This window comes from Pseudomaricurvus alkylphenolicus (genome assembly GCF_011683955.1).
In the GTDB taxonomy this organism is placed as follows: domain Bacteria; phylum Pseudomonadota; class Gammaproteobacteria; order Pseudomonadales; family Cellvibrionaceae; genus Pseudomaricurvus; species Pseudomaricurvus alkylphenolicus.
On sequence record NZ_JAAQPI010000010.1, the window covers coordinates 245,052 to 269,877 of the forward strand.

21 protein-coding genes are annotated in these 24,826 nt (G+C 52.0%); 18 read left to right on the forward strand and 3 right to left on the reverse strand.

Annotation, left to right across the window (positions count from 1 at the left end; translation table 11 throughout):
* Together phbB and paaK are read right to left on the reverse strand one after the other, a co-directional pair.
* On the reverse strand, positions 1 to 723 hold the full coding sequence (gene phbB / locus HBA55_RS23560; protein ID WP_166996413.1) for an acetoacetyl-CoA reductase: 723 nt from the start codon (positions 721 to 723) through the stop codon (positions 1 to 3).
* A 534-nt stretch (positions 724 to 1,257) separates the two neighbouring features.
* Positions 1,258 to 2,952 (reverse strand): phenylacetate--CoA ligase PaaK, encoded by a 1,695-nt coding sequence (gene paaK, locus HBA55_RS23565; RefSeq protein WP_240946236.1) that lies wholly within the window; start codon positions 2,950 to 2,952, stop codon positions 1,258 to 1,260.
* Between the two features lie 546 nt (positions 2,953 to 3,498).
* Between paaK and HBA55_RS23570 the strand changes: the two genes are divergently transcribed.
* From HBA55_RS23570 to HBA55_RS38220, 11 genes are all read left to right on the forward strand, one after another.
* On the forward strand, positions 3,499 to 5,700 hold the full coding sequence (locus HBA55_RS23570; RefSeq protein ID WP_166996415.1) for a TonB-dependent receptor: 2,202 nt from the start codon (positions 3,499 to 3,501) through the stop codon (positions 5,698 to 5,700).
* A 160-nt stretch (positions 5,701 to 5,860) separates the two neighbouring features.
* On the forward strand, positions 5,861 to 7,285 hold the full coding sequence (locus HBA55_RS23575) for an aldehyde dehydrogenase family protein (RefSeq protein WP_166996417.1): 1,425 nt from the start codon (positions 5,861 to 5,863) through the stop codon (positions 7,283 to 7,285).
* A gap of 117 nt (positions 7,286 to 7,402) precedes the next feature.
* Positions 7,403 to 8,587: an amine dehydrogenase large subunit gene (locus tag HBA55_RS23580; RefSeq protein WP_240946237.1), complete on the forward strand. Its 1,185-nt coding sequence runs from the start codon at positions 7,403 to 7,405 to the stop codon at positions 8,585 to 8,587.
* 19 nt (positions 8,588 to 8,606) lie between these two features.
* Positions 8,607 to 9,149, forward strand: a complete 543-nt coding sequence (locus HBA55_RS23585; RefSeq protein WP_166996421.1) for a MauE/DoxX family redox-associated membrane protein — start codon at positions 8,607 to 8,609, stop codon at positions 9,147 to 9,149.
* 55 nt (positions 9,150 to 9,204) lie between these two features.
* On the forward strand, positions 9,205 to 9,801 hold the full coding sequence (locus tag HBA55_RS23590; protein ID WP_206019941.1) for a redoxin domain-containing protein: 597 nt from the start codon (positions 9,205 to 9,207) through the stop codon (positions 9,799 to 9,801).
* Positions 9,802 to 9,840: 39 nt separating this feature from the next.
* Positions 9,841 to 10,359 carry a methylamine dehydrogenase light chain gene (locus HBA55_RS23595; protein WP_166996423.1) on the forward strand — a complete coding sequence of 173 codons (519 nt, stop codon included), beginning with the start codon at positions 9,841 to 9,843 and terminating at the stop codon, positions 10,357 to 10,359.
* Entirely contained in the window at positions 10,356 to 10,793 is a 438-nt protein-coding gene (locus HBA55_RS23600; protein WP_206019942.1) for a c-type cytochrome, read from the forward strand. The genes HBA55_RS23595 and HBA55_RS23600 overlap by 4 nt, the downstream gene beginning before the upstream one ends.
* A 22-nt stretch (positions 10,794 to 10,815) precedes the next feature.
* Positions 10,816 to 11,391, forward strand: a complete 576-nt coding sequence (locus tag HBA55_RS23605; RefSeq protein ID WP_166996425.1) for a c-type cytochrome — start codon at positions 10,816 to 10,818, stop codon at positions 11,389 to 11,391.
* 45 nt (positions 11,392 to 11,436) lie between these two features.
* A complete protein-coding gene (locus HBA55_RS23610; protein WP_166996427.1) occupies positions 11,437 to 12,225 on the forward strand; it encodes a substrate-binding periplasmic protein in 789 nt (262 codons plus the stop codon).
* The gene (locus HBA55_RS23615) at positions 12,222 to 12,869 is read left to right on the forward strand and encodes a hypothetical protein (protein WP_166996429.1); all 648 of its coding nucleotides are present in this window, start codon (positions 12,222 to 12,224) and stop codon (positions 12,867 to 12,869) included. The genes HBA55_RS23610 and HBA55_RS23615 overlap by 4 nt, the downstream gene beginning before the upstream one ends.
* A 134-nt stretch (positions 12,870 to 13,003) precedes the next feature.
* A complete protein-coding gene (locus HBA55_RS38220; protein ID WP_420821510.1) occupies positions 13,004 to 13,252 on the forward strand; it encodes a cytochrome c3 family protein in 249 nt (82 codons plus the stop codon).
* A gap of 5 nt (positions 13,253 to 13,257) precedes the next feature.
* On the opposite strand, the gene HBA55_RS23625 is transcribed toward HBA55_RS38220, so the two are convergent.
* Positions 13,258 to 14,232, reverse strand: a complete 975-nt coding sequence (locus tag HBA55_RS23625) for a LysR family transcriptional regulator (RefSeq protein WP_166996433.1) — start codon at positions 14,230 to 14,232, stop codon at positions 13,258 to 13,260.
* 243 nt (positions 14,233 to 14,475) lie between these two features.
* Here HBA55_RS23625 and aptA point away from each other — a divergent pair, with 243 nt between their 5' ends.
* The 7 genes from aptA to HBA55_RS23660 all read left to right on the forward strand — a co-directional run bounded on the left by aptA (position 14,476) and on the right by HBA55_RS23660 (position 24,705).
* Positions 14,476 to 15,804, forward strand: a complete 1,329-nt coding sequence (gene aptA / locus HBA55_RS23630; RefSeq protein WP_166996435.1) for an omega-aminotransferase AptA — start codon at positions 14,476 to 14,478, stop codon at positions 15,802 to 15,804.
* Positions 15,805 to 15,839: 35 nt separating this feature from the next.
* Complete coding sequence (locus tag HBA55_RS23635) at positions 15,840 to 17,198, forward strand: aldehyde dehydrogenase family protein (RefSeq protein WP_166996437.1); 1,359 nt, start codon at positions 15,840 to 15,842, stop codon at positions 17,196 to 17,198.
* A 638-nt stretch (positions 17,199 to 17,836) separates the two neighbouring features.
* Entirely contained in the window at positions 17,837 to 19,975 is a 2,139-nt protein-coding gene (locus tag HBA55_RS23640) for a TonB-dependent receptor plug domain-containing protein (protein WP_166996439.1), read from the forward strand.
* Positions 19,976 to 20,004: 29 nt separating this feature from the next.
* Positions 20,005 to 20,559, forward strand: a complete 555-nt coding sequence (locus tag HBA55_RS23645; protein ID WP_166996441.1) for a YfiR family protein — start codon at positions 20,005 to 20,007, stop codon at positions 20,557 to 20,559.
* A complete protein-coding gene (locus HBA55_RS23650; protein ID WP_166996443.1) occupies positions 20,556 to 22,643 on the forward strand; it encodes a putative bifunctional diguanylate cyclase/phosphodiesterase in 2,088 nt (695 codons plus the stop codon). The genes HBA55_RS23645 and HBA55_RS23650 overlap by 4 nt, the downstream gene beginning before the upstream one ends.
* Positions 22,644 to 23,126: 483 nt before the next feature.
* Positions 23,127 to 23,813, forward strand: a complete 687-nt coding sequence (locus HBA55_RS23655; protein ID WP_166996446.1) for a hypothetical protein — start codon at positions 23,127 to 23,129, stop codon at positions 23,811 to 23,813.
* Positions 23,814 to 24,381: 568 nt separating this feature from the next.
* A complete protein-coding gene (locus HBA55_RS23660; RefSeq protein WP_166996448.1) occupies positions 24,382 to 24,705 on the forward strand; it encodes a hypothetical protein in 324 nt (107 codons plus the stop codon).
* Positions 24,706 to 24,826 lie beyond the last annotated feature (121 nt).

Sequence of the window (24,826 nt, forward strand, 5' to 3'; positions counted from 1 at the left end):
TCAGTACATGTGTTGGCCACCGTTAACGGAAATGGTGGAGCCGGTAATAAAGTCAGCGTTATCGCTCACCAGGAACTCAACGGTGCGAGCGATATCTTCCGGGCGACCGAGACGGCCGACAGGAATGGTGCCAATAATCTTTTCCAGAACGTCGGCGGGAACCGCACGTACCATATCGGTATCCACATAACCCGGGGCCACGGCGTTAACGGTAATGCCTTTGGCCGCGCCTTCCTGGGCCAGTGCCTTGGTAAAGCCGTGAATACCGGATTTGGCAGCGGCGTAGTTCACCTGACCGTACTGGCCGGCCTGGCCGTTTACGGAGCCAACGTTAACAATGCGGCCGAAGCTGCGCTCGCGCATACCTTCGATAACGGCGCGGCTGGTGTTAAAGCAGGATGCCAGGTTGGTCTGAATAACCGCATCCCAATTTTCAAAATTCATCCGGTGCAGGGTGCCATCACGGGTGATGCCGGCGTTGTTGACCAGAATTTCCACGGCGCCAAAATCCTGCTCGATCTGTTCAACAGCAGTCTTGACGGCGTCAAAATCGGAAACGTCAAATTTAAGGGCGGGAATGCCGGTGCGCTCGGTAAACGCCTCGGCGGCTTGATCGTTACCTCCATAGTTGGCAACAACAGTATAGCCTTTCAGCTTGAGCTTTACGCAAATGGCTTCGCCAATACCACGAGTTCCGCCAGTTACTAATGCTACTCTTCCCATGTGTCTAATCCTCTAGTGTGTTTCTGTGACTAAAAAAATATTGCTGCAAAAAAAATTGAGTGCTGCTTTTGTGGTTACAGCTTTTTGTACAACTTCGTCTTCACTACTAATGGTCGCTTGCCCATGTCCCTGGGCTCATTGTTTTTTATGGGTCCTCGTGTAGAGGGCGCGCATAATAGACCAAGCGGTCACGAATTGGAATACAACTTTGGTGCCAGCTTTGAATTTTTTTCGCATATTTGTGTTTAATCAAAAAATTTGCGAATTAGCAGGCGCGTTTACCGTTTTTTTTGAGTGAAAGATGACGTAAAACGGTGCAGTTGCTATTGAAACGCACCAGAATGAAAATTAGATGACAGGGAATTAATGTGGTCAAAAAAGGACAAAGTGCGTTGCTGTCACGACCTTGTCATTGCACTTCTTTAGAAGGTTTCGGTGTGCACAGGTTTTTATTTTTCAATTTGAAAAATAATTAAGGCCGCTTGTCAGGCGGCCTTAATGGGTTTGAAGTTTTAGGGCTTTCCGGATGCGACGTCAGTAAGCGGACTTCATCAGATTAATTCCGAACGCCAGGGTTTGTTTCCAGGCGTTTTCAACTGCCGGCTCATATTGCTCGTCAAACTCCTTAACCGTTTCCAGCAGGCAACTTAACCAGGTGTCATAGAGCTCGGGTTTTACTCCATAACCTTTGCGACTGTGAGTCTTGGCTATGTGTTCAATGTGAGCACTGGCCTTTTCAACGCCGCTCGGGGCTGACATCAACATATAGAGTGACGTCTCCAGCATCTTTTTCTGAGCTTTCATGTCGGTGTTGGCAAACAGTGTGCGAGCTTCTTCGCTGTGATTGATAAAGCGCTGATAAAACGCGTCAATAAAGTCACCTTTGGCCAGACAGCGCTCAAAGCTCTTATTGAACACGGGAGTCAGGCGGTTATCGATGACGCGCTTTGCTTTGCCCTCTGAGCGAGGCATGGTTTCGGGTGGAAAGATCTTAATGCCGGTCGATACCCCGATCATGGTCTTGATTTTGTGTTGTAGCTCTTTTGAGACCGCAGCCACCTCACGTTCGTTCAGAAGCGTGTGTGATTCGACATCCACCTGCATTTTGTCGAGATTGCCGTCACGACTGATTTCAATCTGGTAATGAGGGGAGAGCGCCTCAATGGTGAGAATCTGTTCCTCGATCTGGGTGGGGAACACATTTACACCGCGGATGATCATCATGTCATCGCTGCGCCCGGTGATCTTGTCCATGCGACGCATGGTTCGAGCGGTACCAGGCAATAAACGAGTCAGATCGCGAGTGCGGTATCGAATAATAGGCAGGGCTTCTTTGGTCAGGCTGGTAAACACCAGTTCGCCTTCCTCACCGTCGGGCAAGACTTCGCCTGTTTCGGGGTCGATAATTTCAGGATAAAAGTGATCTTCCCAAATGGTGGGACCATCTTTGGTCTCCAGGCATTCCATCGCTACGCCGGGCCCCATTACCTCAGACAGACCATAGATATCAATGGCATCAATGCCTAAACGCTCTTCCAGCTCCTTGCGCATAGAGCCGGTCCAGGGCTCAGCACCAAAAATGCCGCAGCGCAACTTTAATGAATGAGGGTCGATGCCTTTGCGCTCCAGTTCATCGGCAATGTTCAACATATAAGAAGGCGTCACCATGATGATGTCCGGATTGAAGTCCTGAATCAGCTGAACCTGCTTTTCCGTCTGGCCGCCCGACATGGGAATAACGGTACAGCCCAGGCGTTCGGCGCCATAGTGAGCCCCCAAGCCACCCGTGAACAGGCCATAGCCGTAGGCAACGTGCACTAAATCCCTGCTGCTGCCACCCGCTGCACGAATGGAGCGCGCCACCACATCAGCCCAAGTGTTGATGTCGTTTTGAGTGTATCCCACGACAGTTGGTTTACCCGTTGTTCCACTCGAAGCATGGATTCTGACAATTTGCTCCATAGGCGTGGCGAACATCCCAAATGGATAGTTGTCACGCAAATCCTTCTTGGTGGTGAATGGGAACTTGGCCAGGTCGCTCAATTGCTCCAGATCGGAAGGGTGCACCCCGGCTTCGTCGAACTTCGCCTTATAGTAGGGCGAGTTGTTGTAGGCATGCTCCAGGGTGTTGCGCATGCGTTTTAGCTGGAGTGCCCGGAGTTCGTCGATGCTCGCCTTCTCGATGGATTCGAGTTCGTTATAGTCGCGAATAGTGCTGTCGTGGCTCATAAGATGATCTCTCATATAGATGCTTCGGCTGATATTCGTTGTCGGGCAGTGGTTCTGCAGGGTTGTTATGTGCGCTTGTGGAATGCAGATGCCCTGATGTTATGCAAGAAAATATAACACATAAAAATCTGATGTAAACAATATTATGTATCACAAAGGCCAGAAGTGTACCTCCATCGGAATAGCCCAATGCCGACTAGAGGTGGTATTTTCTGCTGAGTTTAACGATTAAGCTGCAATGGGGTATCTTATTCCGCAGCCTGGGTTCAGTTATGTCCCAATGTGGAAACCCAGATGCGCAAGCCAGTGCGGGCAGTAGTTGTGAGAGCCCTAAAGGATAATCCGTAGCCTCAAATCGACTCTCCGTGAAATTACCCCGGTTCGCTCTCAGTCCATTTTACTTTTCCCTCTCGTGCAAGAACGTCAGGCTCGGTTTTGGTCTACTGAATAAGCTCGAGCAAAACCATAACAAACGAAATATCTCCGGCCACCGACCACGGTTACACCAGAAAACCTTGGGGGATGCCATACGACGAGGAGAAACTCATGTCTATTGTCAAGAATACGAACAACAAGAATAACGGCTTTCTGTTAAGTTCCGCCGGGTTATTAGCGGCGGCCATCAGTTTGCCCATTCACGCCAACGTGCTGGAAGAAATTGTAGTGACCGCACAGAAACGTGAGCAGAGCCTGCAAGATGTAGGCATCTCGGTTTCCGCATTCAGCGGCGACCAACTGAAGGATCTGGGTGCAACCAACAGCACTGATATCACACAACAGATTCCCGGTATGCAGCTGCAGACCTTTACACCCGCTTTTACCATCATCAACCTGCGTGGTATTTCCCAAAACAGCTTTCAGGATAACCTCGAAGCGCCCGTTGCGGTTTATGTGGACGGTGCCTATGTACCCAGCATGAACGCTATTAACGGCCAGCTGTTTGACGTTGAGCGGGTGGAGGTGCTGCGTGGGCCGCAAGGTACGCTGTTTGGCCGTAATACCACAGGCGGCCTGGTTCACTATATTACCCGTGGTGCCACCGATGAAGAGTTGAACGGCTACATCGATGCTTCCGTCGGCGACTTTAACATGCGCTCACTGGAAGGTGCGGTTGGTGGCTCTTTAAGCGATTCTGTACGAGCCCGTATCGCCGGTCGCTGGTTGGAAAACGACGGTTATGTGGAATCCCAGACTCCTGGTGTGCGTGATGCCCATGGTGCCGACGGTTACACCGTCCGTGGATCACTGCAGATTGACCTGAGCGAGAATCTGACGGCTGACCTTCGGATTGCCCGCGCTGAAGATGAAGACGTTCCCTCCGGTACCTATTCCATTAACTTTGCGGGCTTTGATCCCAATACAGGATTGGGTACGCAAGCCCCCGGTCGTTTGACCGATGGCCTGGAGCACGCGTCCTCCCTGGAAGGTGCGTTCAGCCGCGAGTCCACCAATACCACCCTGACCCTGACCTGGGATCTGGATAACGGTACTGAGCTGGTGTCCATCACCAACTTCCTGGATATGGATAAAGAGTACCTGGAAGACGCCGGTGGCGGTCTGTTTTTCTTCCCTTACGAGGTGAACACCGAGTTCGAAAGCTTCTCGCAGGAAATTCGACTGTCCGGTGAGGGTGAAGGCGTACGCTGGCAGACTGGTGCTTACTACCTGGATATGACTACTGATAATTACCAGCGTGTTCAAGGTGCCGCGATTTTGGAAGGCGCCGGTGCCTCAACCGATACCGCGATTCAGGATACCTTTGCCGAGGTCGACTCTACCAACTGGTCCGTATTTGCTCAGGTGGAATTTGATATCTCCGAGCAGTTGACCCTGATTGCCGGCGCGCGTTACTCAGAAGACGACAAGTCCATCGACTTTACCCAATTCTATGAGGAATCCGGCGCGGGTATCGCTCGCAGCCAGGTCTTTGATATCAGTACTGTGGATCTCAACGATATCGATGATATTGACTACAGCGACTACGCTGCTCGCCTGCAGCTCAATTACACCACAGAAGAGGGCACACTGATTTACGGCTCCATCAACCGTGGTATTAAAGGTGGCAACTGGTCAGTTGATCCCCTCGGCGGTGTCGCGCTGGGTGCGCCGGCCAACCTCAAACACGACGAAGAAGTGCTGTTGGCCTACGAGCTGGGTATCAAGACCGATTTGTCTGACTGGGCCCGTTTGAACGCCTCCGTGTACTACTACGATTACTCCGATTATCAGGCGTTTTCTCTGCTGAACCTGACGCCTCAGGTCACCAACTCCGACGCCAGCTCCCAGGGCGGTGAAATCGAACTGACCCTGACCCCGGCTGATGGCCTGGATATTCTGATGGGGCTGGCTTACATCGATTCCGAAGTGGACGAAGTACCTGATGTCTTTGGCGGTACCGTTAAAACCGAGTTCCCGAATGCACCCAAGTTGAGCCTGAACCTGCTGGCCCGCTACGAGTGGGATGCCTTGGGCGGCACCATGGCGGCTCAAGTGGACGGTGTCTGGAACGACGATCAGTTTATCGAAGCCACCAACTCCCAGATTTCGGCAGAAGACGCTTACCTGGTGTGGAATGCTCGACTGTCTTACACCTCCCCGGATGAAGACTGGAAGCTATCCGCCTGGGTCAAGAACGGTGGTGATGAAGAATATCGCCTCTACAACTTGGATCTGGGACTGCTGGGCATCAGTGAGGAGGTGTGGGCACCACCCCGTTGGGTCGGTGTTAATGCCACTTACAATTTCTAAAGAGTTTCACAAAGGGGACAGTGCTTAACTGCTCTGTTGTTTTCAGCCCGGCCTTGGGCCGGGCTGTTTTTTTACTGATAGCCAAATCAAACCCTTTGTACCCATCAATGACCTGCTTGCTCCAAAGCAAGGTCAATCAACAATAGCTTGGAGAGCAATCATGAGCGACTTTGGATTGATTATTAACGGCGAGCGTGTGGTTACGGCCAACAGCTTTGATGTGATTAACCCGGCCACGGAAGAGCTGGTCGCCAAATGCCCGGCCGCCGATGAGGATCACGTCAATCAGGCGGTAGCTGCCGCAAAAGCCGCGTTCGAACATTGGAGTCAGGTCAGTGATGATGAGCGCAAAGCGGCCTGCCACAAGGTTGCTGATCTGTTGGAACAGAATGCTGCTGAACTGGCCGGTATCGTCACCGAGGAGCAGGGCAAACCACTGGGTGGATTCGCCGGAATGGGGTCGCAGTTTGAGCTCGGTGGTGCCATTGCCTGGTGCCGAACCACTGCAGAACTCCAATTGCCGGTTAAGGTAGCTCAGGACGACGATCAGATGCGCGTCGAATTGCATCGCAAGCCTCTGGGCGTGGTCGGCTCTATCACCCCCTGGAACTGGCCGCTGATGATTGCCATCTGGCATGTAATGCCCGCCATTCGCAGCGGAAATACTGTTGTGATCAAACCATCGCCCTATACCCCCTTATCCACGCTGCGCTTTGTCGAGCTGGCTAACCAGGTATTGCCTCCCGGTGTATTAAATATCGTGACGGGCACCGATGAAATCGGTCCCGTATTGACGGGGCACCCGGACGTCAACAAAATCGTGTTTACCGGTTCCACCGCGACCGGCAAGAAAATCATGCAGTCTGCCTCAGGTAACCTCAAGCGCCTGACACTGGAGCTGGGCGGCAATGATGCCGGAATCGTTCTAGCGGATGCCAATGTGGAAGAGATTGCTCCCGCTATCTTTGGTTCTTCATTTATTAACGCCGGCCAGACTTGTGCTGCCCTTAAACGTCTCTATGTGCACGACAGTCTCTACGATCAGGTCTGTGACGCTCTCTTGGGTATCGCCAACAGTGTGACTGTGGGCAATGGCCTGGAAGAGGGTATCGATTTTGGTCCAGTACAAAATCAACCACAGCTTAAGAAGGTAGTGGAACTTGCCGAGGATGCCAAAGCCAATGGTGCCCGCTTCCTGTGTGGTGGTGAGCAGCCCGAAGGCGCCGGTTACTTCTACCCCATTACCTTGGTGGCGGACATCAAAGACGGTTCACGCCTTGTGGATGAAGAACCGTTTGGTCCCATCCTGCCGATCATCCGTTATTCAGATATTGAAGAGGTGTTCGCACTGGCCAACGACAACCCTGCGGGTCTGGGTGGTTCCATCTGGTCCAGCGACGTGGCCAAGGCGGCGGAGCTGGCCAATCGCATGGAGTGTGGCACCGTGTGGATCAACAATCACGCGGCCATTCAGCCCAATGTGCCGTTTGGCGGCGTTAAGCAATCCGGCTTTGGGGTGGAATTCGCCGAAGAAGGGCTGGAGGAATACACCTCCATTCAGGCCGTCTTTATACCGAAAGGCTAAAACCGGCCAAACGGGATATTGGGAAAGACCTGAAATAAAGCTGCTATGCTTTCTAGGAAAGTCGTATCGGGTGGTGGTAGTCGTTTTCCTGCGGATTAACAATAAGAGATGGATACAATGCGTTCAAAATTTAAACAATTGGGGCTAGGTCTGGCGTTGGCCGCATTCGCCGGTGTGGGGCAGCTGGCCCTGGCCGCCGGCAAACCCGACCCCCTGCCGATCGAAGAAATTGGCCGGATCGAAAGCTTGCCGGCCAGCTACCCCGAAGACTGGGTCCTGGTCGACGAAGCCGCCTTCTTCAGTATGTATGGTGGCAAAGTCATCATTATGGACATCGGGGAGAAGGAACACCCCAAGCGTATGAAGGGCACCATGTCCAAGGCGATGTTGGGCAGCTTTACCCAGTCGCCCAAGCGCGGCGAGTATTACATCATTGAGTCGTTCCACGAGCGCGGCTCCCGCGGTAAAAAGTTCGATGTGCTGGTGATCTACAACAAGCAGACACTCGAAGTGCAAAAGGAAATCATGTGGCCCACCGACCGCCTGCAGTCCTTGCCCGAGAAATTCTCCATGGCCGTCTCCAAAGACGAGCGTTTTCTCTACGTGGCGAACTTTAATCCGGCAGCCTCGTTCAGCGTTGTGGATCTGGAGACCAGAGAAATCGTCGACACCATTGGTACGCCGGGGTGTGTGCTGACCTATCCCACGGGTAAACGCAGTGTGACCAGTATTTGCAGCAATGGTGGATTGCTGACAACGGTACTGGACAAGAACGGAAAACTGAAATCCCGCAAACGCATCAAACCATTCTTTGATACGGATAATACGCCCATTTTTGAACGCCCGGTGATTGTTGACGGAAAAGCCTACTTTCCCAGCTTTAAGGGCCTAATGCATGTGGTGGATCTCAGTGGCAGCGTCGCTAAGTATCGCGGCAGCTGGGATATGCTCAGCGATGAGCAAAAAGCCGGTAACTGGCGCCCGGGTGGCCTGGGGCTCGCGGGTCGCGACGACAAAGGCCACTACTACGTGATTATGCATCCGGACGGTGCCGAGGGTACCCAAACCCATGGCGGCCCGGAGGTCTGGGTCTACGACCTCAAGAAAAAGAAGCGCATCCGCACCATCGCGGCACCGCGCTGGGCTGTCTCCATTGGTGTTACCCGGGGTAAGACGCCCAAACTGATTGTCACCAATGGTGAAATGAACCTGGACATTTTTGATGCAACCAGTGGTGAATTTATTCAGACAGTCAGTGACTTCGGTAATATCACGCCGTTGTTGATACACAAATCCTACTGATAACGGCGGAGAAGCGCTTATGGACCTGACTTGGGTAGCCGGCAATGCCACCGCGTTATTCTTACTGTGGTTGCTGGTGTCTTCAGGCTCGCAGAAATTGCAACCCGCCCATGGCTTTTACTACGAAGTGGTATTCCAGGGGTACGGCATTCACCATCCGTTGCTGGCGCGGCATCTGCCAAAAGTGTTGGGCCTGTTCGAAATCGTTGTGGGTATGGCGATCGCGGTGCCGTCGCTCAGAGTACTGGGTGGCTCTGCTGCTGCAGCGCTATTGTCGGCGTATCTGGTGTTGATTGCCTGGCAGCTTGTCAATGGCAAGGCGGATATGGATTGCGGTTGCGCCGGGCCGGAAGGGGAGGTCAAAATCAGCCCGCACTTGCTGGTGCGCAATCTGGTGCTGGTGGCACTGGCACTGTTCAGCGTGATGGCCGGCAGCGGCAGTGGCGTGATGCCTTGGGTACTCTCCACATTGATGGCGGCTGTGCTGGTGCTGGTTTATCTGAGCAGCGAGCAGCTGATTGCCACCGCGCAACGGATCGGGCAAATGCGCAGCGCGCATTGAACCCAGCATAGCAATAAGATTCAGGACAACAAAAATTTAGCAAGAGGAAACTATTTTGGAACTGCTGATCATTTCCAACATTATCCTTTGGATACTCGTGGTGACCATGGCGGTCGTAATCTTTGCCCTCACCCGTCAGATCGGTGTGCTGTTTGAGCGGGTGGCTCCAGCTGGTGCACTGGCGGTTAACCAGAATCTCAAGGTTGGGCAGGAGGCACCGGAGTTATCGCTGCAAACGATCGATAATCAGCTCGTTAAAGTGGGCGGCAAAGCGGAAGATGACAAGTCCCAGTTGCTGTTCTGGGTATCGCCCGATTGCCCCGTGTGTAAAACCCTGTTGCCGGCCCTCAAGTCTGCTGCCAAAGCGGAATCCGACTGGATCAGTCTGCGCCTGGCCAGTGATGGCATGGAGCTGGATCATAAGGGTTATATCGAGCAATACGGTCTGCAGGAACATCCGTATGTAGTGTCCGAACTATTGGGTAAAACCTATGGTGTGGCCAAGCTCCCTTATGCAGTGGTGATTGATGAACAGGGCAAGGTGGCTTCCATGGGCATCATCAATTCCCGCGAACATCTGGAGAGCCTGTTCGAAGCCAAAGAGCGTAAGGTGGCCTCTATCCAGGACTTTATGCAAAAGCGCGCGCAGTAGAAACGCCCAATAAAAAAGAATACCAAGAGGTTAGTGACCATGAAATTTTTAGACCGGTTGTTTGAAAAATCTGCCCGTAACGTGGCCCAGCGCTCTTCGCGCCGCGGTCTGTTGAAGGGATTGGGAGCGGTATTGGTGGGTGGAGCCAGCGTGCCTCTACTGCCGGTGGCCCGCGCCGCCGCGCCGGCGGCACCCGAGCATCCGGTGGAGGAGGGCGATCCGGCCAGCTGTGATTACTGGCGTTATTGCGCGGTCGACGGTTTTCTCTGCCAGTGCTGTGGCGGCACCTATAACTCCTGCCCACCCGGTACCGAGATGTCCACCATTACCTGGGTGGGCACCTGTAGAAACCCTGTTGATGGTCGCAACTATGTGATCTCCTACAACGACTGTTGTGGTGTCGGGCAGTGCGGTACCTGCCTGTGTCAGCGGGACGAACGTGACCGACCACTGTATCGCTCGGACAAGTCCAACGACATCAACTGGTGCCTCGGCTCCAAGAGTTATGTCTACAACTGTTCCACGGCCATTGTGGTTGGCCTGGCGTTTGATCAATGAAGGGCCTGGTTCGCAAGCTGTTGCCTCTGGTGCTGGGTGCTGCTGCGCTACAGGTATCGGCGGCGGCTGTTGAAAACGAACAGCGGGCCAAATACAACTATCAAATGTTTTGCCAGGGCTGCCACACCATTGACGGTGTCGGCGGTCGCTCGGTACCCAAGATAAAAGGCTTTATCGGACATTTTCCCAAGTATCAAAAAGGGCGTGAATACCTTGTAAGGGTACCCGGTTCCGCCAATTCGGTACTGGATGATGCGCAGTTGGCGGAGGTACTGAACTGGATGATCCTGACATTTGGGGAAAACAGCATTCCCAGCGACTGGAAACCCTACGAAGCCAAAGAGGTGGGTGAGTATCGCCAGGATCCTTTGATGGAAGTTCTCGACTATCGCAAGCTACTGGTGAAAGAGCTGATGGCGATGGGCAAAATATAAATATTGGGATGAGAGAAGCACAATGAACAATCCGCTTAAGGTGATGGGACCCTTGCTGGTTCTGTGGGCAATGGCACTGGCTGTGGCAGCGCCTGCTGTGGCTGATGTGAAACAATTGGCGGCCACCTGTGTCGCCTGTCATGGCCCCAAGGGCATATCCAATAACGATCTCTGGCCTAACCTTGCCGGCCAACATGAGATCTATTTGATTGATCAAATGAAGGCCTTTCGGGACGGATCGCGTAAAGATCCACTGATGTCCGCTACCGCAAAAACACTGTCGGATGCTGATATCGAGCAGCTGGCCGCGTATTTCAGCGGTCTCAGTGACAAGCAACCGCCAGTGCGGGGCAAAGAAAATATGGCGGGTAAAAGCGTGAGCGGTGCCTGTATTTCCTGCCATGGCATGTGGGGCAAACCGGTAAATTCCCAGTGGCCTGTTATCAGTGGTCAGAAAAAGGGGTATCTGGAAAAGCAGCTTAAGGACTTTCGCGATGGTACCCGGGAAAGCCCGGTGATGAGCGTTATCGTCAAAGGATTCACCGATCAGCAAATCAAGGATGTAGCGGAATACTATAGCCAATTCCGTCGCGACTAAAATAAAACCGAAGTCCAGGGAAAGGCCAGCAAAGAGGTCAAATCCATGTTGGACCTGCTAAAAGTTGCCGTTTGTGCTCTCAAGGCACTGACGGTATCAATGCAACTTTCCCAAAGTCCTTCGGTAGCGGCGGAAAAAATCAAGGTCGGTCTGGAATTGATGCCGCCTCTGATTATCAGCGGGTCTGAAGGGCACACCGTCACTCTGTTAAGGAGAATCGAAGAAGTGACGGGTCTGAGCTTTGAAATAGCCGTCATGCCCTACAATCGAGCGAAAGCTCAGCTGGCGAATGGTAATATCGATCTTATGGGCCATACGCCTTATCGCGTTGAAGAACGCCAGTTTTATAACTATGCACTGGAATTGGACTGGCATTTGCCAACCCAGGTTGATCTCTACTGGACCCACCCGGAAAGCCAAGACGAAAATTTTTCCAAGCTCAATCGTATTGGTACTCAGCGGGGCAACGGCAATTTCCTGGCCGCCAGGTATCATCTGGAACCCGACCGTTTTTTTGAAGCTGATTTGCCACAATTGGTAAAGATGTTGGTCAGAAATCGTCTGGACGGCATTATCTTCGAACGCGCATCCACCATGTCGACGATCAGAACGCTCGACGCAGACGGTATTCACTATCGTCAATTGGACAAGCGGATTGCCATAGGCTTGGCAGTGCGTAAAAGCGACGATGGCGCCTTGCTCAAACAAAGACTGGATCGCGCTATACAGGAAGTTGATGTGGCGTCAGTGTATCAATCCTACCTACGCTATCGCCGTTTACCGCAACGGGGTACCGTCAAACTGAAGGACAACGGAGCCTTCCTTTCACCATGACAATGAGCGCCCAGGCGTTGATTCAAAAGCACTGGGCTATTCTGCTCAGCAGTGTCTTTTTGCTGCTATTGATCCTGCTGGGGAATCCGTTAAAAACGGGATGGGCCTGGGATTTGGCCAATGGTCTCGGGTACGCAGCCACCCTGTGCTTGCTGTCGCTGTGCCTTGCGAGCCCCAACCGCTATCCTGTCAGAGCCCATCAACTGTTAAGTTACATGCTGGCATTATTTGTGGTGCTACATATTCTGTTGTTGTGGTGGTCTGAACCTCTGACACTGGAATATATCAAGCCATTGGCCCCGGTCTACATGTGGGCAGGTGTCATGGCATTGGTGTTAATGTTGATACTGATATTGAGTTCATTGCCGTCCTTGCGAATGCACGTGTTTCACAGCCGAGAAGGCTATCGGTTTTGGCACAAGGGTTTATCCTGGTTATGTGTGGCAACCACACTCTACCACTTATCAGGCAGTGGGCTTTATTTCAGTCAATGGATTTATGGGGCACTGTTGCCACTACTGGCCGTTTATTGTTTAAAACCCTTTGGCCTGTATCGGCTTGTTGTCCATCCCTGGTGGCAACCGATGTCATTGTTGCTCTTGTTGACCTTCTTGTTTGGCCTTGTTCGAGAATTCTCTCTGTGAGGCCAATGTTCCTGATGCTGGTAATCTGTCTTATGGCCGGGATTCTTGCACTCGCGCTCTGGTCTTCCGAGCCGGTTCAGACCTATCTGGCGCAAAGAGAATCCGCTGATTTCAGGGACATGCCGCGCTTGCCAATGACATTCGCCCACCGCGATCACGGTTCTCAACAGTGCGCCACTTGTCATCACAACTACATCGATAATACCGGGCACGATCTATGTCTGAATTGTCATCTGATAACGCCGGAACTAACGGCGCGCGTTGAACAGCACTTCCACTCATTATGTATGGGTTGCCATCAGCAGGAACAGCTGCAAGGGGCGGAAAAATATGGCCCTGTAAGAGCTTGCTCAGGCTGTCATTTGGAGGATGACTTGCCTTAGATCTTTTAGGGCAGTAGTGACTGCCAGGCATCGCTGTCACGATTCAATCCGGGGGCCAGGGCCTGTTTTAATTCTTCCACAAACATCTGAATCAGAACCCGCCGGCTGTCGCTTCGGCGGTAAAGCACCGCGTTGTCCAGTTGATAGCTGAGATCGGGCAAATCCAGCTTTCTCAGTCGGCCCTGTTCGAGCCAGCGTTTAGCGTAGTAATCGGGCAAAAAGCCCACGCAGCTGCCGGAGAGGATCATCAACGCCCGACCCGCCATATGATTGGCAAGGGTGCGGGATTGAAACAGGTTATAGCGCTCGGCAATCTCCGGGCTGAAACTGTAACTGTCACCGACCAGATCGTTTGTAGTGACCAGGTCCAACGACAGCTCAGCATCCGGTGCCGAAAACAGAGCATGAGTGTCGCCACAATAGAGACTGGTTCGGTGGCGATAAAGCGGCAAATACTCCAGCCCCGGGCGTTTCAGTGATAAAACGTTGATCCCCAGATCGGCGTTACCGTTAAGAATATCCAGATCCACCTCACCAGGGGCATGGGCCAAGACTTCGAGAGTCACATTGGGTGCTGCCTGCCGAAAGCTGGCAATAACCTCTGGCAAACGCAGGTCCGGAATTTCCAACAGATCATCCGGCAGCGTCAGGCGCAGGTGCCCTGTAAGTTCGGACTGAATTGCATTTATGCGATTGCGGAACTGATCCAGATAAACAAACAGGTCGCAGATGACCCGGTAGACCTCTTCACCCTGTTCGGTAAGAGAAAAGCTGGAGCGGCCCCGACCGCGATTACAGAGAACCATCCCCAGGCGGGTCTCCAAGTCTGACATATGTACGCTAATGGTGGATCGATTGATATTGAGTACGACCTCAGCCGCACTGTAGCCGCCGCATTCCACCACGGACTTAAATATCCTCAGCAGCCGGAAGTCGATATCGGTTAACTGGCCTCTCAGGCCGGATTGTTTACTGCTCATCTGAGATCACTGTTTCACGCCTGCTATAAGAGTATCCGTTATATTGATAAAACGGAATATAATGCTGAAATTATAAATAAACCAGTGCCGTGAAATAAAAATAAATCTATATAAAACAGTTTGTTATAGATAAATTCTATATGTTTGATATTTCCAACTAAATATTTGAAAAAAGATAATATTTGATCCCTCCACTAAACGGCACAATGGCAAAAGATTATCCGTTTTGCCAAGGAGCCAGCCATGAGCGACGCCAGCCATTCTTCCTTAAATACCGATGCCTTCTGGATGCCTTTTACCGCCAACCGGGCGTTTAAGGCCAATCCCCGTATGGTGGCCAGCGCCGAAGGAGTGATGTTAACCAGCACCGATGGTCGCCAGGTGGTGGACGCCACAGCCGGTTTATGGTGCACCAATGCCGGCCATTGCCGTTCGGAGATCGCCGATGCGGTCAATAAGCAACTGCGTACCCTGGATTTCTCCTCAATTTTCAACTTTGGTCATGAACTGGGTTTTGAGTACGCCCAACGTCTGGTCAGTTTTGCCCCTGATGGTATAGACCACGTGTTCTTTGGCAATTCCGGCTCTGAAGCGGTGGAAACGGCCCTGAAACTGGCCATGCAATATTGGCAGGTAAAAGGCCAGGGAGAGAAAAAGCGCTTTATTGGCCGTCAAAAGGGCTATCACGGTGTCAACTTTGGCGGTATTTCCGTGGGTGGCCTGACCCCCAACTTCAAAAACTTCGGTCAGTGGCTGATGGTTGATCACCTTCGTCACACCTTGGATATCAATCGCAACGCCTTCAGCAAAGGCCTGCCCGAGCAGGGCGTGGAATGGGCTGAAGAATTGGACGAGCTGATTCAGTTTCACGGTGCGGACACCATCGCAGCCGTCATTGTAGAGCCTATCGCCGGTGCCGGCGGCGTCATTATGCCTCCGAAAGGGTACCTGCAACGCTTGCGCGAGATCTGCGACCAGCATGACATCCTGATGATTTTTGATGAGGTGATTACCGGATGGGGGCGTGTAGGCGAGGCCTTTGCCGCCCAGGAGTTTGGTGTTACCCCGGACCTGATCACTTCAGCCAAAGGTATCACCAACGCGACAGTGCCCCTGTCAGCGGTGTTTGTCAGCGATGATATCTACAACACTTGTATGGATCAGGCCCAGGGCCCGGTGGAGTTCTATCACGGTTACACCTACTCCTGCCACCCGGTGGCTTGCGCCGCGGGGATGGCCACCCTGGATGTCTATGAACGTGAAGGCTTGCTGAATCGCGCAAAGACAGAGGGCGAGATCGGTGGCTATTGGCAAGATGCGCTTCACAGTCTGGCAGATCTGTCTCAGGTTCGAGATGTGCGTAACTATGGCCTTATGGGGGCGGTTGAATTGACTGCGGCAGAAGGGCAGGCGGGAACTCTGGGTGCCAAGGCTTTGCCGCTGGCCTGGGAGAAGGGGGTGATGATTCGCGGGATCGGTGATGCCATCTGTATGTCGCCACCGTTGATTATTGAGAAACCTGAAATCGACACCATCGTCAGCGTACTTCGCGACATCATTCCACAGATCTAAGCCTGTGTTAGCCGCTTAAAAGAGGAAGCAGAACCATGACAGATTGCATCGAAACAATGATCGCCAAGGCGCGCCAGGCGCAACAAGCCATCGAACACTACAGTCAGGAGCAGGTCGACGAGCTGACACGAGCCGTGGGCAAATTGGTTTTTGATCGCGCCGAAGAGCTGGCGATCGATACCTGGGAAGAGACCGGCATGGGCAATGTGCCCGACAAAACCCTGAAAAACCAAGGTAAAGCACGTAATGTTTGGAACTATCTAAAAGGAAAACCTTCTGTGGGTATCATCGAACCCATGGATGAAGAGGGGATGGTCACTATTGCCAAACCTGTTGGTGTCGTCGGTGCGGTTACACCCACCACCAGCCCGGTGATGACTATCATGTGCAATGCGATGTTTGCCTTTAAGGGCGCAAACGCATTGATTGTCGCGCCACACCCGAGGGCCAAACATACCACCGCAAAAACCGTGGACCTGATCAATGCAGAGCTGGCCAAGTTGGGCGCGCCGGAAAATCTGCTGCAGTGCATTCGCGAACCTTCCATTCCGCTGACCAATCAGTTGATGGCATCGGTGGATGTGTTGGTAGCAACAGGTGGACCGGCGATGGTCAGTGCCGCCTACAGCAGCGGTCGGCCTTCCTTTGGTGTCGGCGCAGGCAATGTACAAACCTTTATCGATACCGGTGTGGATTATATGGACGCGGCCGCAAAAATCATCACCGGTCGTGCCTTTGACAATGGCATCATTTGTTCCGGTGACCAGAGCGTAATTGCGCCGCGCAAAGACATCACCAAGGTCATCGAAGCGTTTACTGAGCGAGGTGCGTTTTACGTTGACGACCAGGCAAGCGTCGACAAATTCCGGGCTGTGCTGTTCGAGAATGGCTATACCGCGCCGGCGGTAGTTGGCCAGTCGGTTCAACCCCTGGCGGAAGCAGCGGGAGTCGAGGTACCGAAAGAGGCACGAGTCATTTTACTGAAGTCCAATGGCGACGCGGATGATCCGCTGCGCAGCGAAAAAATGTGCCCGGTGTTGGCACTGTTTGAATACGATAACCTCGACGAGGCCATCGAAATTGCCCGAGCCAATCTAGAGGTCAGAGGCAAGGGCCACACCTGCGCTATTCATTCCAACAATCAGGCACACGTAGAAAAAATTGGATTGGCGTTGCCGGTAAGTCGGGTTGCGGTTAACGAACCCGGTTCTCTGTCGGTGGGTGGATCACTGAAAAATGGTTTTGTTCCCACCGGAACGCTGGGGTGTGGTTCCTGGGGCAACAATTCGATTTCAGAAAACTTCAGCTACAAGCATATGATCAACACCCAGCGTATAGGCTTTACTCAACCGGACAAATATGTACCGTCTGATGAGGAAATCTGGGCGAAATAAATCCCTTTGACTTATTACTGAATCATTATTCAACTATCCACCAATATTCCTGCAATTGCTGTGTTCTTGGTGGACTCCAACAATAGGCGCCCTCGGTGAGGGCTTCGCCTAATCCACCCGTTGCGATGATCTGGTGCGATATTTGGCCTAAAATACTTGGTCTTTCGGCTTGATATACCAAACCACTAGCACGCCACTGATTTCCTTATAGCCGGATGGTCTGTCCCGCTAACCTTTACTTATAAGAAATGTTCATCCCGCGCCAAAATGATTTTGACAGCGCCATAGTGCACCGATAGACTCGACAGAACAATAACTTAAGTAGAACGCAGCAATCTGTGAAAGCTTTTTGGCGCCGAATTCATTTTATCTCAATGAGGCCAACTCACGGAAATTACTGACTCTGGAATGGGTTGGCTGAAGGAATGGGGCTCCCGTAGAGGTATCGACAACAGGAAGGTGTGATCCTGTTGTCTGGGCACAGATCGAAGCGTCCACCGGATAAGCAGTTCCGGTACCGGTTAGCCATCGGTTTGTGGAGTCAAATTTTGTATCAAAAAACGGCGAATACTAGAAGTATAAAAAGTCGTTTGTTTGAGCTGTGCCGGGAATTCGATGCCCGACCTGTAGGCACGCTCATGCAATTCGTATTTCAGTTCCTGATCACTGTGTCATTTGTGCTTGTATCGTCGACGACGACAGTGGCAGATCCCTCCCTGAACAATCGAAACCTGTCTGAAGATACTCTGGAGCAACTGCTCGAACTGAGCTTTGATGAGGTGATCAACTACGAAGTAGTCACACCGACCCGTTCGGGCATGCCCCTGTCTAAAATACCCGGCGCGGTATCGGTGATCACCTATCAGGATATCCAACACTCGTCCGCCAGTACCATACCCGAGCTGTTACGGCTGGTGCCGGGGGTCAATGTCCGCTGGAACCCCATGGTACAGACTATTGATATCCGCAGTTTCGGCTCTAATCCCTTCACCAGTAAGATTCTGCTAATGATTGATGGGGTTCCCTATAACTCCTGGAACAAGGGGGGCTTTCCGCAGCATCCGGGATTTGATTTCTTTAACATCAATAATGTTAAGCACATTGAAGTCGTCAGGGGAGCCGGATCGACCCTGTATGGCGAAAATGCCCTCAACGGGGTTATCAACATTGTGACCTTTTCCGGTGAAGAATTTAACACCACACGCGCGCGACTCTATTCCGGAAACAACGATACCAATAGCTTCAGTGTGACCAGCGGACTCCGTCTGGGGGATTCAGGCTCCTTCTTTGCCACGGCTCGGGTCAGTGAAGGTCAACTGCCCACGGAGTTGTGGCAGGAGGAGGACTCCAAAGCTCGTGCTGTTGATGTATTTGTCAAAGGAAAATACAAAGGGCTGCAATTGTCTTATTACCGCCGACAGGACGACTTTGATGGTTTCAGCGATCCGGTGCAGAACCCGGTATTCCCGCCGGGAAGTGTATTGCGCAGTGCCAGAGAAATTAAACAAACCGTCAATATCGTCGCGGCGCAGTTTAATCACCAGGCCAGCAATGACGCCTGGTCACTGCAGGGCAATGCATCCTATTCAAACCGCGACGGCAGCCACTGTGCCGCCTGCCACAGCCCCGCCGAACACCCTGATTTTGAAAAACAAGAGGATCACGGATACCAGATCTTCGCCAACGCGCAATTGGGGGTACACGCATTTGTTAATCACGATGTTATGATGGGGGCGGAATACCGGCGCATAGCGGCGGGAGATCATGATCACGAATTCCACGGAGCACATCAGGTGGTGCCGGAATCCGGCGAGCATGAGCATGAGCCCGACACGCAGTACCACAAAAGCGCACTCTTTATACAGGACACCTGGACGCTACCCGGTAAACAGTGGCAATTGATCTATGGGTTGCGTTACGACCAGCAGACTTCCAATGACCTGTTCGATTCCGAAGTATTTCCCAGAGTGGCGCTGGTAGGGTCACTGAGCAAAAACGCCACTCTGCGTTTTAATTGGAGCCAGTCCGCACGTTACCCCTCTTTTACAGAGTTATACCAGGATTCCCGTTTCCTGGCTGTCGAAGCACCGGGAGTGGTGATTCCGTTGGCGCACTTCAGCTCCAATGAGCACCTGCAGCCCGAAACTTTGGATAGCTATGAGCTGGGAATCTCGTATCAATTCAGCCAGGGCTGGCAAGCCAGAGTGGATTTATTCCGCAACGAAGTGGAAGACTCCATCGTCATCGCCTATCCCCGATTCCGGTTCGAGAATCACCCCAATGATGCCCGCATCCACGGTATTGAACTGGATATCAGAGCGGAATGGTCAGATCAGCTTTCGGGCTTTTTTAACTGGTCATATCAACACAATCGTGAAGTCGGCAGCGGTACCGACAGCGAGGGCAACGCCCTCGATTTCACTTATGCTCCCAAGCACAAGGCCAATTTCGGGTTGGTCTATCAGCGCAATCAGGACCTTTCGCTGACACTGGAGGCCAGCTGGCGGGACCAGTACGTTGCCCCGGCATTCTGGTACCCCATCGCTCTGGACGAAGAAGAGGCCAGGCCGCTGGACGACTATGCCTACCTTAATGTTCGGCTCGATTACAAACCGGGCTTCTTTGGCAGCAATGGCAATCGCCCGCTGACAATCAGTTTGATTGGCAAAAACCTTGGTGACGAGACGCCATATGAGACCCTGACAGGATTTGGAGGCAGGAATACGGGCAGGGAGTTTTTTGTAAGTTTTAGCTATGACTGGCCATTTGGGCATTAGCTGATGAGTAACCGAGATGCGTATTGCGCATGATGTTTAAACGACACCCGTCCAACAGGAGAATCAGCGCCGGCGTAGCGGGGGGGATTGCCATCTGCCTGCTGGTGTTCATCTCGTCTCAGGCGAGAGCGACGGATTTGTCAGAAAAGCTCAAAACTGTCTATCTGGTTAATATCGCCAAATTTGTCGTCTGGAAGCGAGGGGCAGATCAGGTCAATCTCTGCATTCACCAACAGGCAAGTATCTTCGAGCAGGCCTTAAGAATTGATGGCGTACAAATAGGGCAAGGACGACACTTGAGAGTTATAGAACTGCCCGGTGCCGACCACCAATGCGATTTGCAGTTCTGGGATGCACGTTCAATAAAATTCCGCGACAAGGAATTAACAGAGAGAGTGCTGGAGGTCGCAGATCTGGAGCAAGACAAGGCAGAAGGAATCGAAGTGTTTCTGTTTATCGACGGAAACCGCTTGCGCTTTCATATCGATGAAGGCTCATTGTCCGGCAGGGAGTTTGAAATCAGTTCAGAATTACGTCGATTGTCGCGGCAACAGCCGCTGCCCAACTATCAGGTGAGACAATGATTCGAGCCCTCAACTTACATATGAAGTTGTTGCTGATCTATACCGTAACCACGTTACTGGTATTTTCGGTGGCCGGTGGGTACTGGGTATACAGTAACTATCAATCCCATCAGGTGTTCTTCCAGCAGCGTATAGAAAAGCAGGCGGAAATGGTGGCGTCTAATATAGGTGCAGCCGTGATGTTTGAAGACAGCCGTGCGATTCAAGACGTGCTGTCGGCGCTCAGAATGGATGATGCCATTCTGTCCGCCAGGGTTCTCAATCGCGAAGGTAACCAGATTGGTCGAGTGGAACTGCATCCCAGAGATGCTTCGGATGGATCGTTGATCCTGTGGTTTCTTGGCGAACAGCACCAAGGCACCGTCGTCGTCGCTATAGAAGAGGCAGGCCAATACCTCGGTAGAGTGGAGGTGGATTTTGACCGCTGCGAAATTCATGATGCTGTGCGTGCTGCCGCGTGGGTCGCATTGATTTCCACCCTGTTGGCCATCGCGCTGGGAACTCTGCTGGCCAGCCGCTTGCAAAATCGTGTAACGGGTCCGATTCGCCAACTGTCCCAGATGGCTCGCGAAGTCACTCAAACCAGCAACTATTCGTTGCGTAGTGCCGTAAACAGCAAAGATGAAGTGGGAGAACTCAGCCAGGACTTCGATTCGATGCTGGAATTGATCGAGCACCGGGAAAAACGCCTGGAGGCCATGGTAGAGGAACGTACTGCCGAGCTGATAAACAAAAACGACGCACTGGCCAGTCAGATTGCCGAGTCCCGCCGTTTGTCGGAGGAACTAAAACATCAGGCGTCTCACGATACACTCACCGGTCTGGCAAACCGCCGGGTGCTTAATCAGGCACTGGCGGCGGTTAACAAAGACAGCCGGAATCACGACAAACAACACACACTGTGCATTCTCGATCTCGATCAATTTAAAACCGTCAACGATACCTGTGGTCATATGGCAGGCGATGAACTGCTGTGCCAGGTGGCCCAAGTGATTCGCAACAACGTTCGGGAAGACGATCTGGTTGTCAGGCTCGGTGGCGATGAGTTTGCACTGCTGCTGTACCATTGCAATCGCGAAGAGGCAGTTCATCTGACAGAGGCCATACGCAAAGCTATCGAAGATATTCATTTCCCCTGGGAGGGCAATACCTTCAGGATCAGTGCCAGCATCGGCGCCATGGCCAGCAGCATGGTTGAAGTAGACACCAATGAAGCGCTGCAACAGGTAGACTCCGCCTGTTTCGCCGCCAAAGAAGCGGGGCGCAACCGCGTGCATATCATCGCGCCACAAGACCGCGATTGCCTGGACAGGCAGGGAGAGATGCAGTGGCTGCACCGATTGCACCAGGCAATGGAATTTAACCGCTTCGTGATTTACGCTCAACCGATCTTTCCACTCAACAAGGGTGACTGCACGGAGTATGTGGAAATTCTCCTGCGCTTGCGCGACACCGACGGCACATTGGTCCCTCCCGGTGCCTTTCTGCCGGCGGCTGAGCGCTTTGGGTTAAGTGTCAAACTCGACCAGTGGTTAATACTGCATCTGCTTGACAACATGCCCCGCTACCGACAGGCGTTTGGTGACAAGCGTTCCTACTGGGTAAACCTCTCGGGCAGTAGCATCAGCGACGAAAAATTCCTCGAATTCCTGGAAACCACCGTCCGCAACTCCGATCTGCCACCCGGCATGTTGAATTTTGAAATCACCGAAACCTCGGTCATCCGCAACCTTTCGGTGGCCCGCGATACCATCATGCGGCTGCGAGGCCTGGGCTGTCAGTTTTCTCTGGACGATTTTGGCAGCGGCATGTCGTCCTATGGTTACCTCAAAAACCTTCCCGTCGATACCATTAAAATCGACGGCATGTTTATCAGGGACATGCTGGAAGATAAAGTGGATATGGTGTTTGTCCGTTCCATTATTGATATCGCCAGTGCCATGGGGATCAAAGTGATTGCCGAGTATGTTGAGAACCCTGATATTCTTTCCAAGGTGATTGAGCTTGGGATTGCCTACGCGCAGGGGTATGCATTGGGAATGCCTGAGGAGTTGTTGAGTGAGGAGTTGCGGCAGGCGATTTGAGTTATTGGATTAACCGCGCTTACTCCTATCTTCAGTGGGTGCAGAAGTTCTAATTTTGGCTTTGTCGGTCTCCGCTTGCAACTCCGCGCAGGTCAACGATAGCATTTACTAACTCAAACGACTCAATCGGTCAAAAGGTTGACACGCATCGCATTACCGCATAGTGTTCCACCTATTTTCAGGACGACAATTGTACAAGGAACAGTAAACCATGATATACCTTCAGCGCGCTCGTGTTGAGCTTGTCTATTTTTGCGATTTCATGCCGTACCTGACTAGAAGAGTACTAATCCGCTAGGCAGAGGTTCCTATTCAAAGACACCCACAATCCCTGATCGAAAAGCCCTGACCAGGATCAATGTGATCAATAGGTGGACTGGAGCTCTTTCAGTGTCACGGACACTTTAAGTTGGAAAGTCTAATGCCGTTTCGGCGAGTATCCTTTCGACGCAAAAATTAGGAAATATTGATAAAGGAGCTATCATGAAAAAACTTCTTCTCGGACTTGCTTTGTCCGCCCTCGCTTTTAGCACTTACGGTGCTTTAGTTAAAGATACCTATGAGACCACAATCTTGCACACCACCTCGGTAACCGGTTTCGGCTCTTCTTCGCTGCCAGACATCGGTCACCTGAATGGGAGGTCTTTTGTATGGACCGTCACTTACGACAATGAGGCGACCTCTGCGCCGATATATACGTTGGGGCCGAATGGCATAGACGAGTTGGGTCGGGGTGATGATGTCGTGGTCTCGATTATCGATATGAACCACTGGGATGATTTGTCGTTCGTTTCCAGCGCATTGTTTGATCTCAGTGAATACTACGATCTGCTAGAGAGCTTCTATCTGGTCAACGGATTAACTCCTCGCCCGCGTGCATTTCCAGTCGAATCATTTTTTGCTGGGTTTGAAAATGGTGAATTCACAACCGTCAGAAATGTCGACTGGAATCATTTAAATGTCGCAGGCGTTGGAGACGGTTCTGTATGGGGCGGTGCAGATTTTGAGGAGGGCTCGATTGATCTCTGGGGTTCCAATCAACTCCTTTCATCCGCCGAGATCCCGATTTCCGGAACTTTCAGCTTGTTTGCAGTGGCCGTCCTTGGTTTGATGGTTAGAAGAAGAAAAGATCATGGGGTTAGATACCTCGAAAGCGGTCAAGCGAATTAAGATATTCAGAGCCCGGCTTCTACGCCGGGCTTTTTTAAGTGATTTTTACAATCATCAGCTTATGTCGTCGAGTTTGTCAGAAGTTTCCTCGTCACCTTCCGTGCCAGTCCTCTCAAAAGCGGCAATTATTTGAGTGTTCAGGAAGCATCAGTTGCTCAGATCGCCCATCAGAGAATATAAGCAGTGCCTCTCAATATACACAAACTCCAACTAAGAATTTCATATTTTCCTGAGTGAATTCATCAACAATTATAGAAATCTATAAATACTGTCCAGCTGAATTATAAAAAAATCCGAAGATTATCGGCCGACGTTATCCGTTAAAAAGACTTTTAGTTCGAGTACATTTTTCAGCGAAAACACTCTTCGCGACAATAAATAACTTTCGACCGATTTCCCTCAATTCTCGCAAGCTTGATCAGCATTTCGACCTGTTGTTTAAAACGCGAGCGATTTTGATCGCACTCTCTGACCGAACGGCGCTTGCATAAGGCGACGAAGGCCCGCCTGTGCCTTTATATCGGATGACCCGACTGGGTGCCAGGGTGGCAAAAGGACGTACAGAACCATGAAAAAGGACAACCGTTTACAGTACCATTCAATAACAACGATACACGGGGAAGAGGGTCATGGCAGTGAATGCAGCCCGCTGAGCCAGTTCCCGACCTTGGCCAACGCCGCCACGCACAAGGCGCTAAGCCTCGAGATTGCACAACAAGTCCGGCGGCTGGGCTTTTCGGATTATTTTTTTGTGTATGCCTTGGACGGCAAACGCAACCATTATTTGAGCAGCCTGCCGGGAGAGTTAACGGCACGCAAGGCGTTTGGGGTAAAGACAAACTATGGCGCAATACGCCTGGCGGTGTTGGCCGGGATGATTGAGTTCAAATAGAAATGTTAACGGTATAAGGATTTACGTTGAGGGCGAAGCTGATCTCCTGTGTGATGGTGCTGGCTTATAGCCTGCACAGCCTGGCTACGCGGCACTGGACCGGGTTTGTCTATGTCGGGGG

Bases quoted from the DNA above. Each gene is read 5' to 3' on its own strand.
- phbB (WP_166996413.1), bottom strand. From the start codon at position 723: ATGGGAAGAGTAGCATTAGTAACTGGCGGAACTCGTGGTATTGGCGAA.
- paaK (WP_240946236.1), bottom strand. From the start codon at position 2,952: ATGAGCCACGACAGCACTATTCGCGACTATAACGAACTCGAATCCATC.
- HBA55_RS23570 (WP_166996415.1), top strand. From the start codon at position 3,499: ATGTCTATTGTCAAGAATACGAACAACAAGAATAACGGCTTTCTGTTA.
- HBA55_RS23575 (WP_166996417.1), top strand. From the start codon at position 5,861: ATGAGCGACTTTGGATTGATTATTAACGGCGAGCGTGTGGTTACGGCC.
- HBA55_RS23580 (WP_240946237.1), top strand. From the start codon at position 7,403: ATGCGTTCAAAATTTAAACAATTGGGGCTAGGTCTGGCGTTGGCCGCA.
- HBA55_RS23585 (WP_166996421.1), top strand. From the start codon at position 8,607: ATGGACCTGACTTGGGTAGCCGGCAATGCCACCGCGTTATTCTTACTG.
- HBA55_RS23595 (WP_166996423.1), top strand. From the start codon at position 9,841: ATGAAATTTTTAGACCGGTTGTTTGAAAAATCTGCCCGTAACGTGGCC.
- HBA55_RS23600 (WP_206019942.1), top strand. From the start codon at position 10,356: ATGAAGGGCCTGGTTCGCAAGCTGTTGCCTCTGGTGCTGGGTGCTGCT.
- HBA55_RS23605 (WP_166996425.1), top strand. From the start codon at position 10,816: ATGAACAATCCGCTTAAGGTGATGGGACCCTTGCTGGTTCTGTGGGCA.
- HBA55_RS23610 (WP_166996427.1), top strand. From the start codon at position 11,437: ATGTTGGACCTGCTAAAAGTTGCCGTTTGTGCTCTCAAGGCACTGACG.
- HBA55_RS23615 (WP_166996429.1), top strand. From the start codon at position 12,222: ATGACAATGAGCGCCCAGGCGTTGATTCAAAAGCACTGGGCTATTCTG.
- HBA55_RS38220 (WP_420821510.1), top strand. From the start codon at position 13,004: ATGACATTCGCCCACCGCGATCACGGTTCTCAACAGTGCGCCACTTGT.
- HBA55_RS23625 (WP_166996433.1), bottom strand. From the start codon at position 14,232: ATGAGCAGTAAACAATCCGGCCTGAGAGGCCAGTTAACCGATATCGAC.
- aptA (WP_166996435.1), top strand. From the start codon at position 14,476: ATGAGCGACGCCAGCCATTCTTCCTTAAATACCGATGCCTTCTGGATG.
- HBA55_RS23635 (WP_166996437.1), top strand. From the start codon at position 15,840: ATGACAGATTGCATCGAAACAATGATCGCCAAGGCGCGCCAGGCGCAA.
- HBA55_RS23640 (WP_166996439.1), top strand. From the start codon at position 17,837: ATGCAATTCGTATTTCAGTTCCTGATCACTGTGTCATTTGTGCTTGTA.
- HBA55_RS23645 (WP_166996441.1), top strand. From the start codon at position 20,005: ATGATGTTTAAACGACACCCGTCCAACAGGAGAATCAGCGCCGGCGTA.
- HBA55_RS23650 (WP_166996443.1), top strand. From the start codon at position 20,556: ATGATTCGAGCCCTCAACTTACATATGAAGTTGTTGCTGATCTATACC.
- HBA55_RS23655 (WP_166996446.1), top strand. From the start codon at position 23,127: ATGAAAAAACTTCTTCTCGGACTTGCTTTGTCCGCCCTCGCTTTTAGC.
- HBA55_RS23660 (WP_166996448.1), top strand. From the start codon at position 24,382: ATGAAAAAGGACAACCGTTTACAGTACCATTCAATAACAACGATACAC.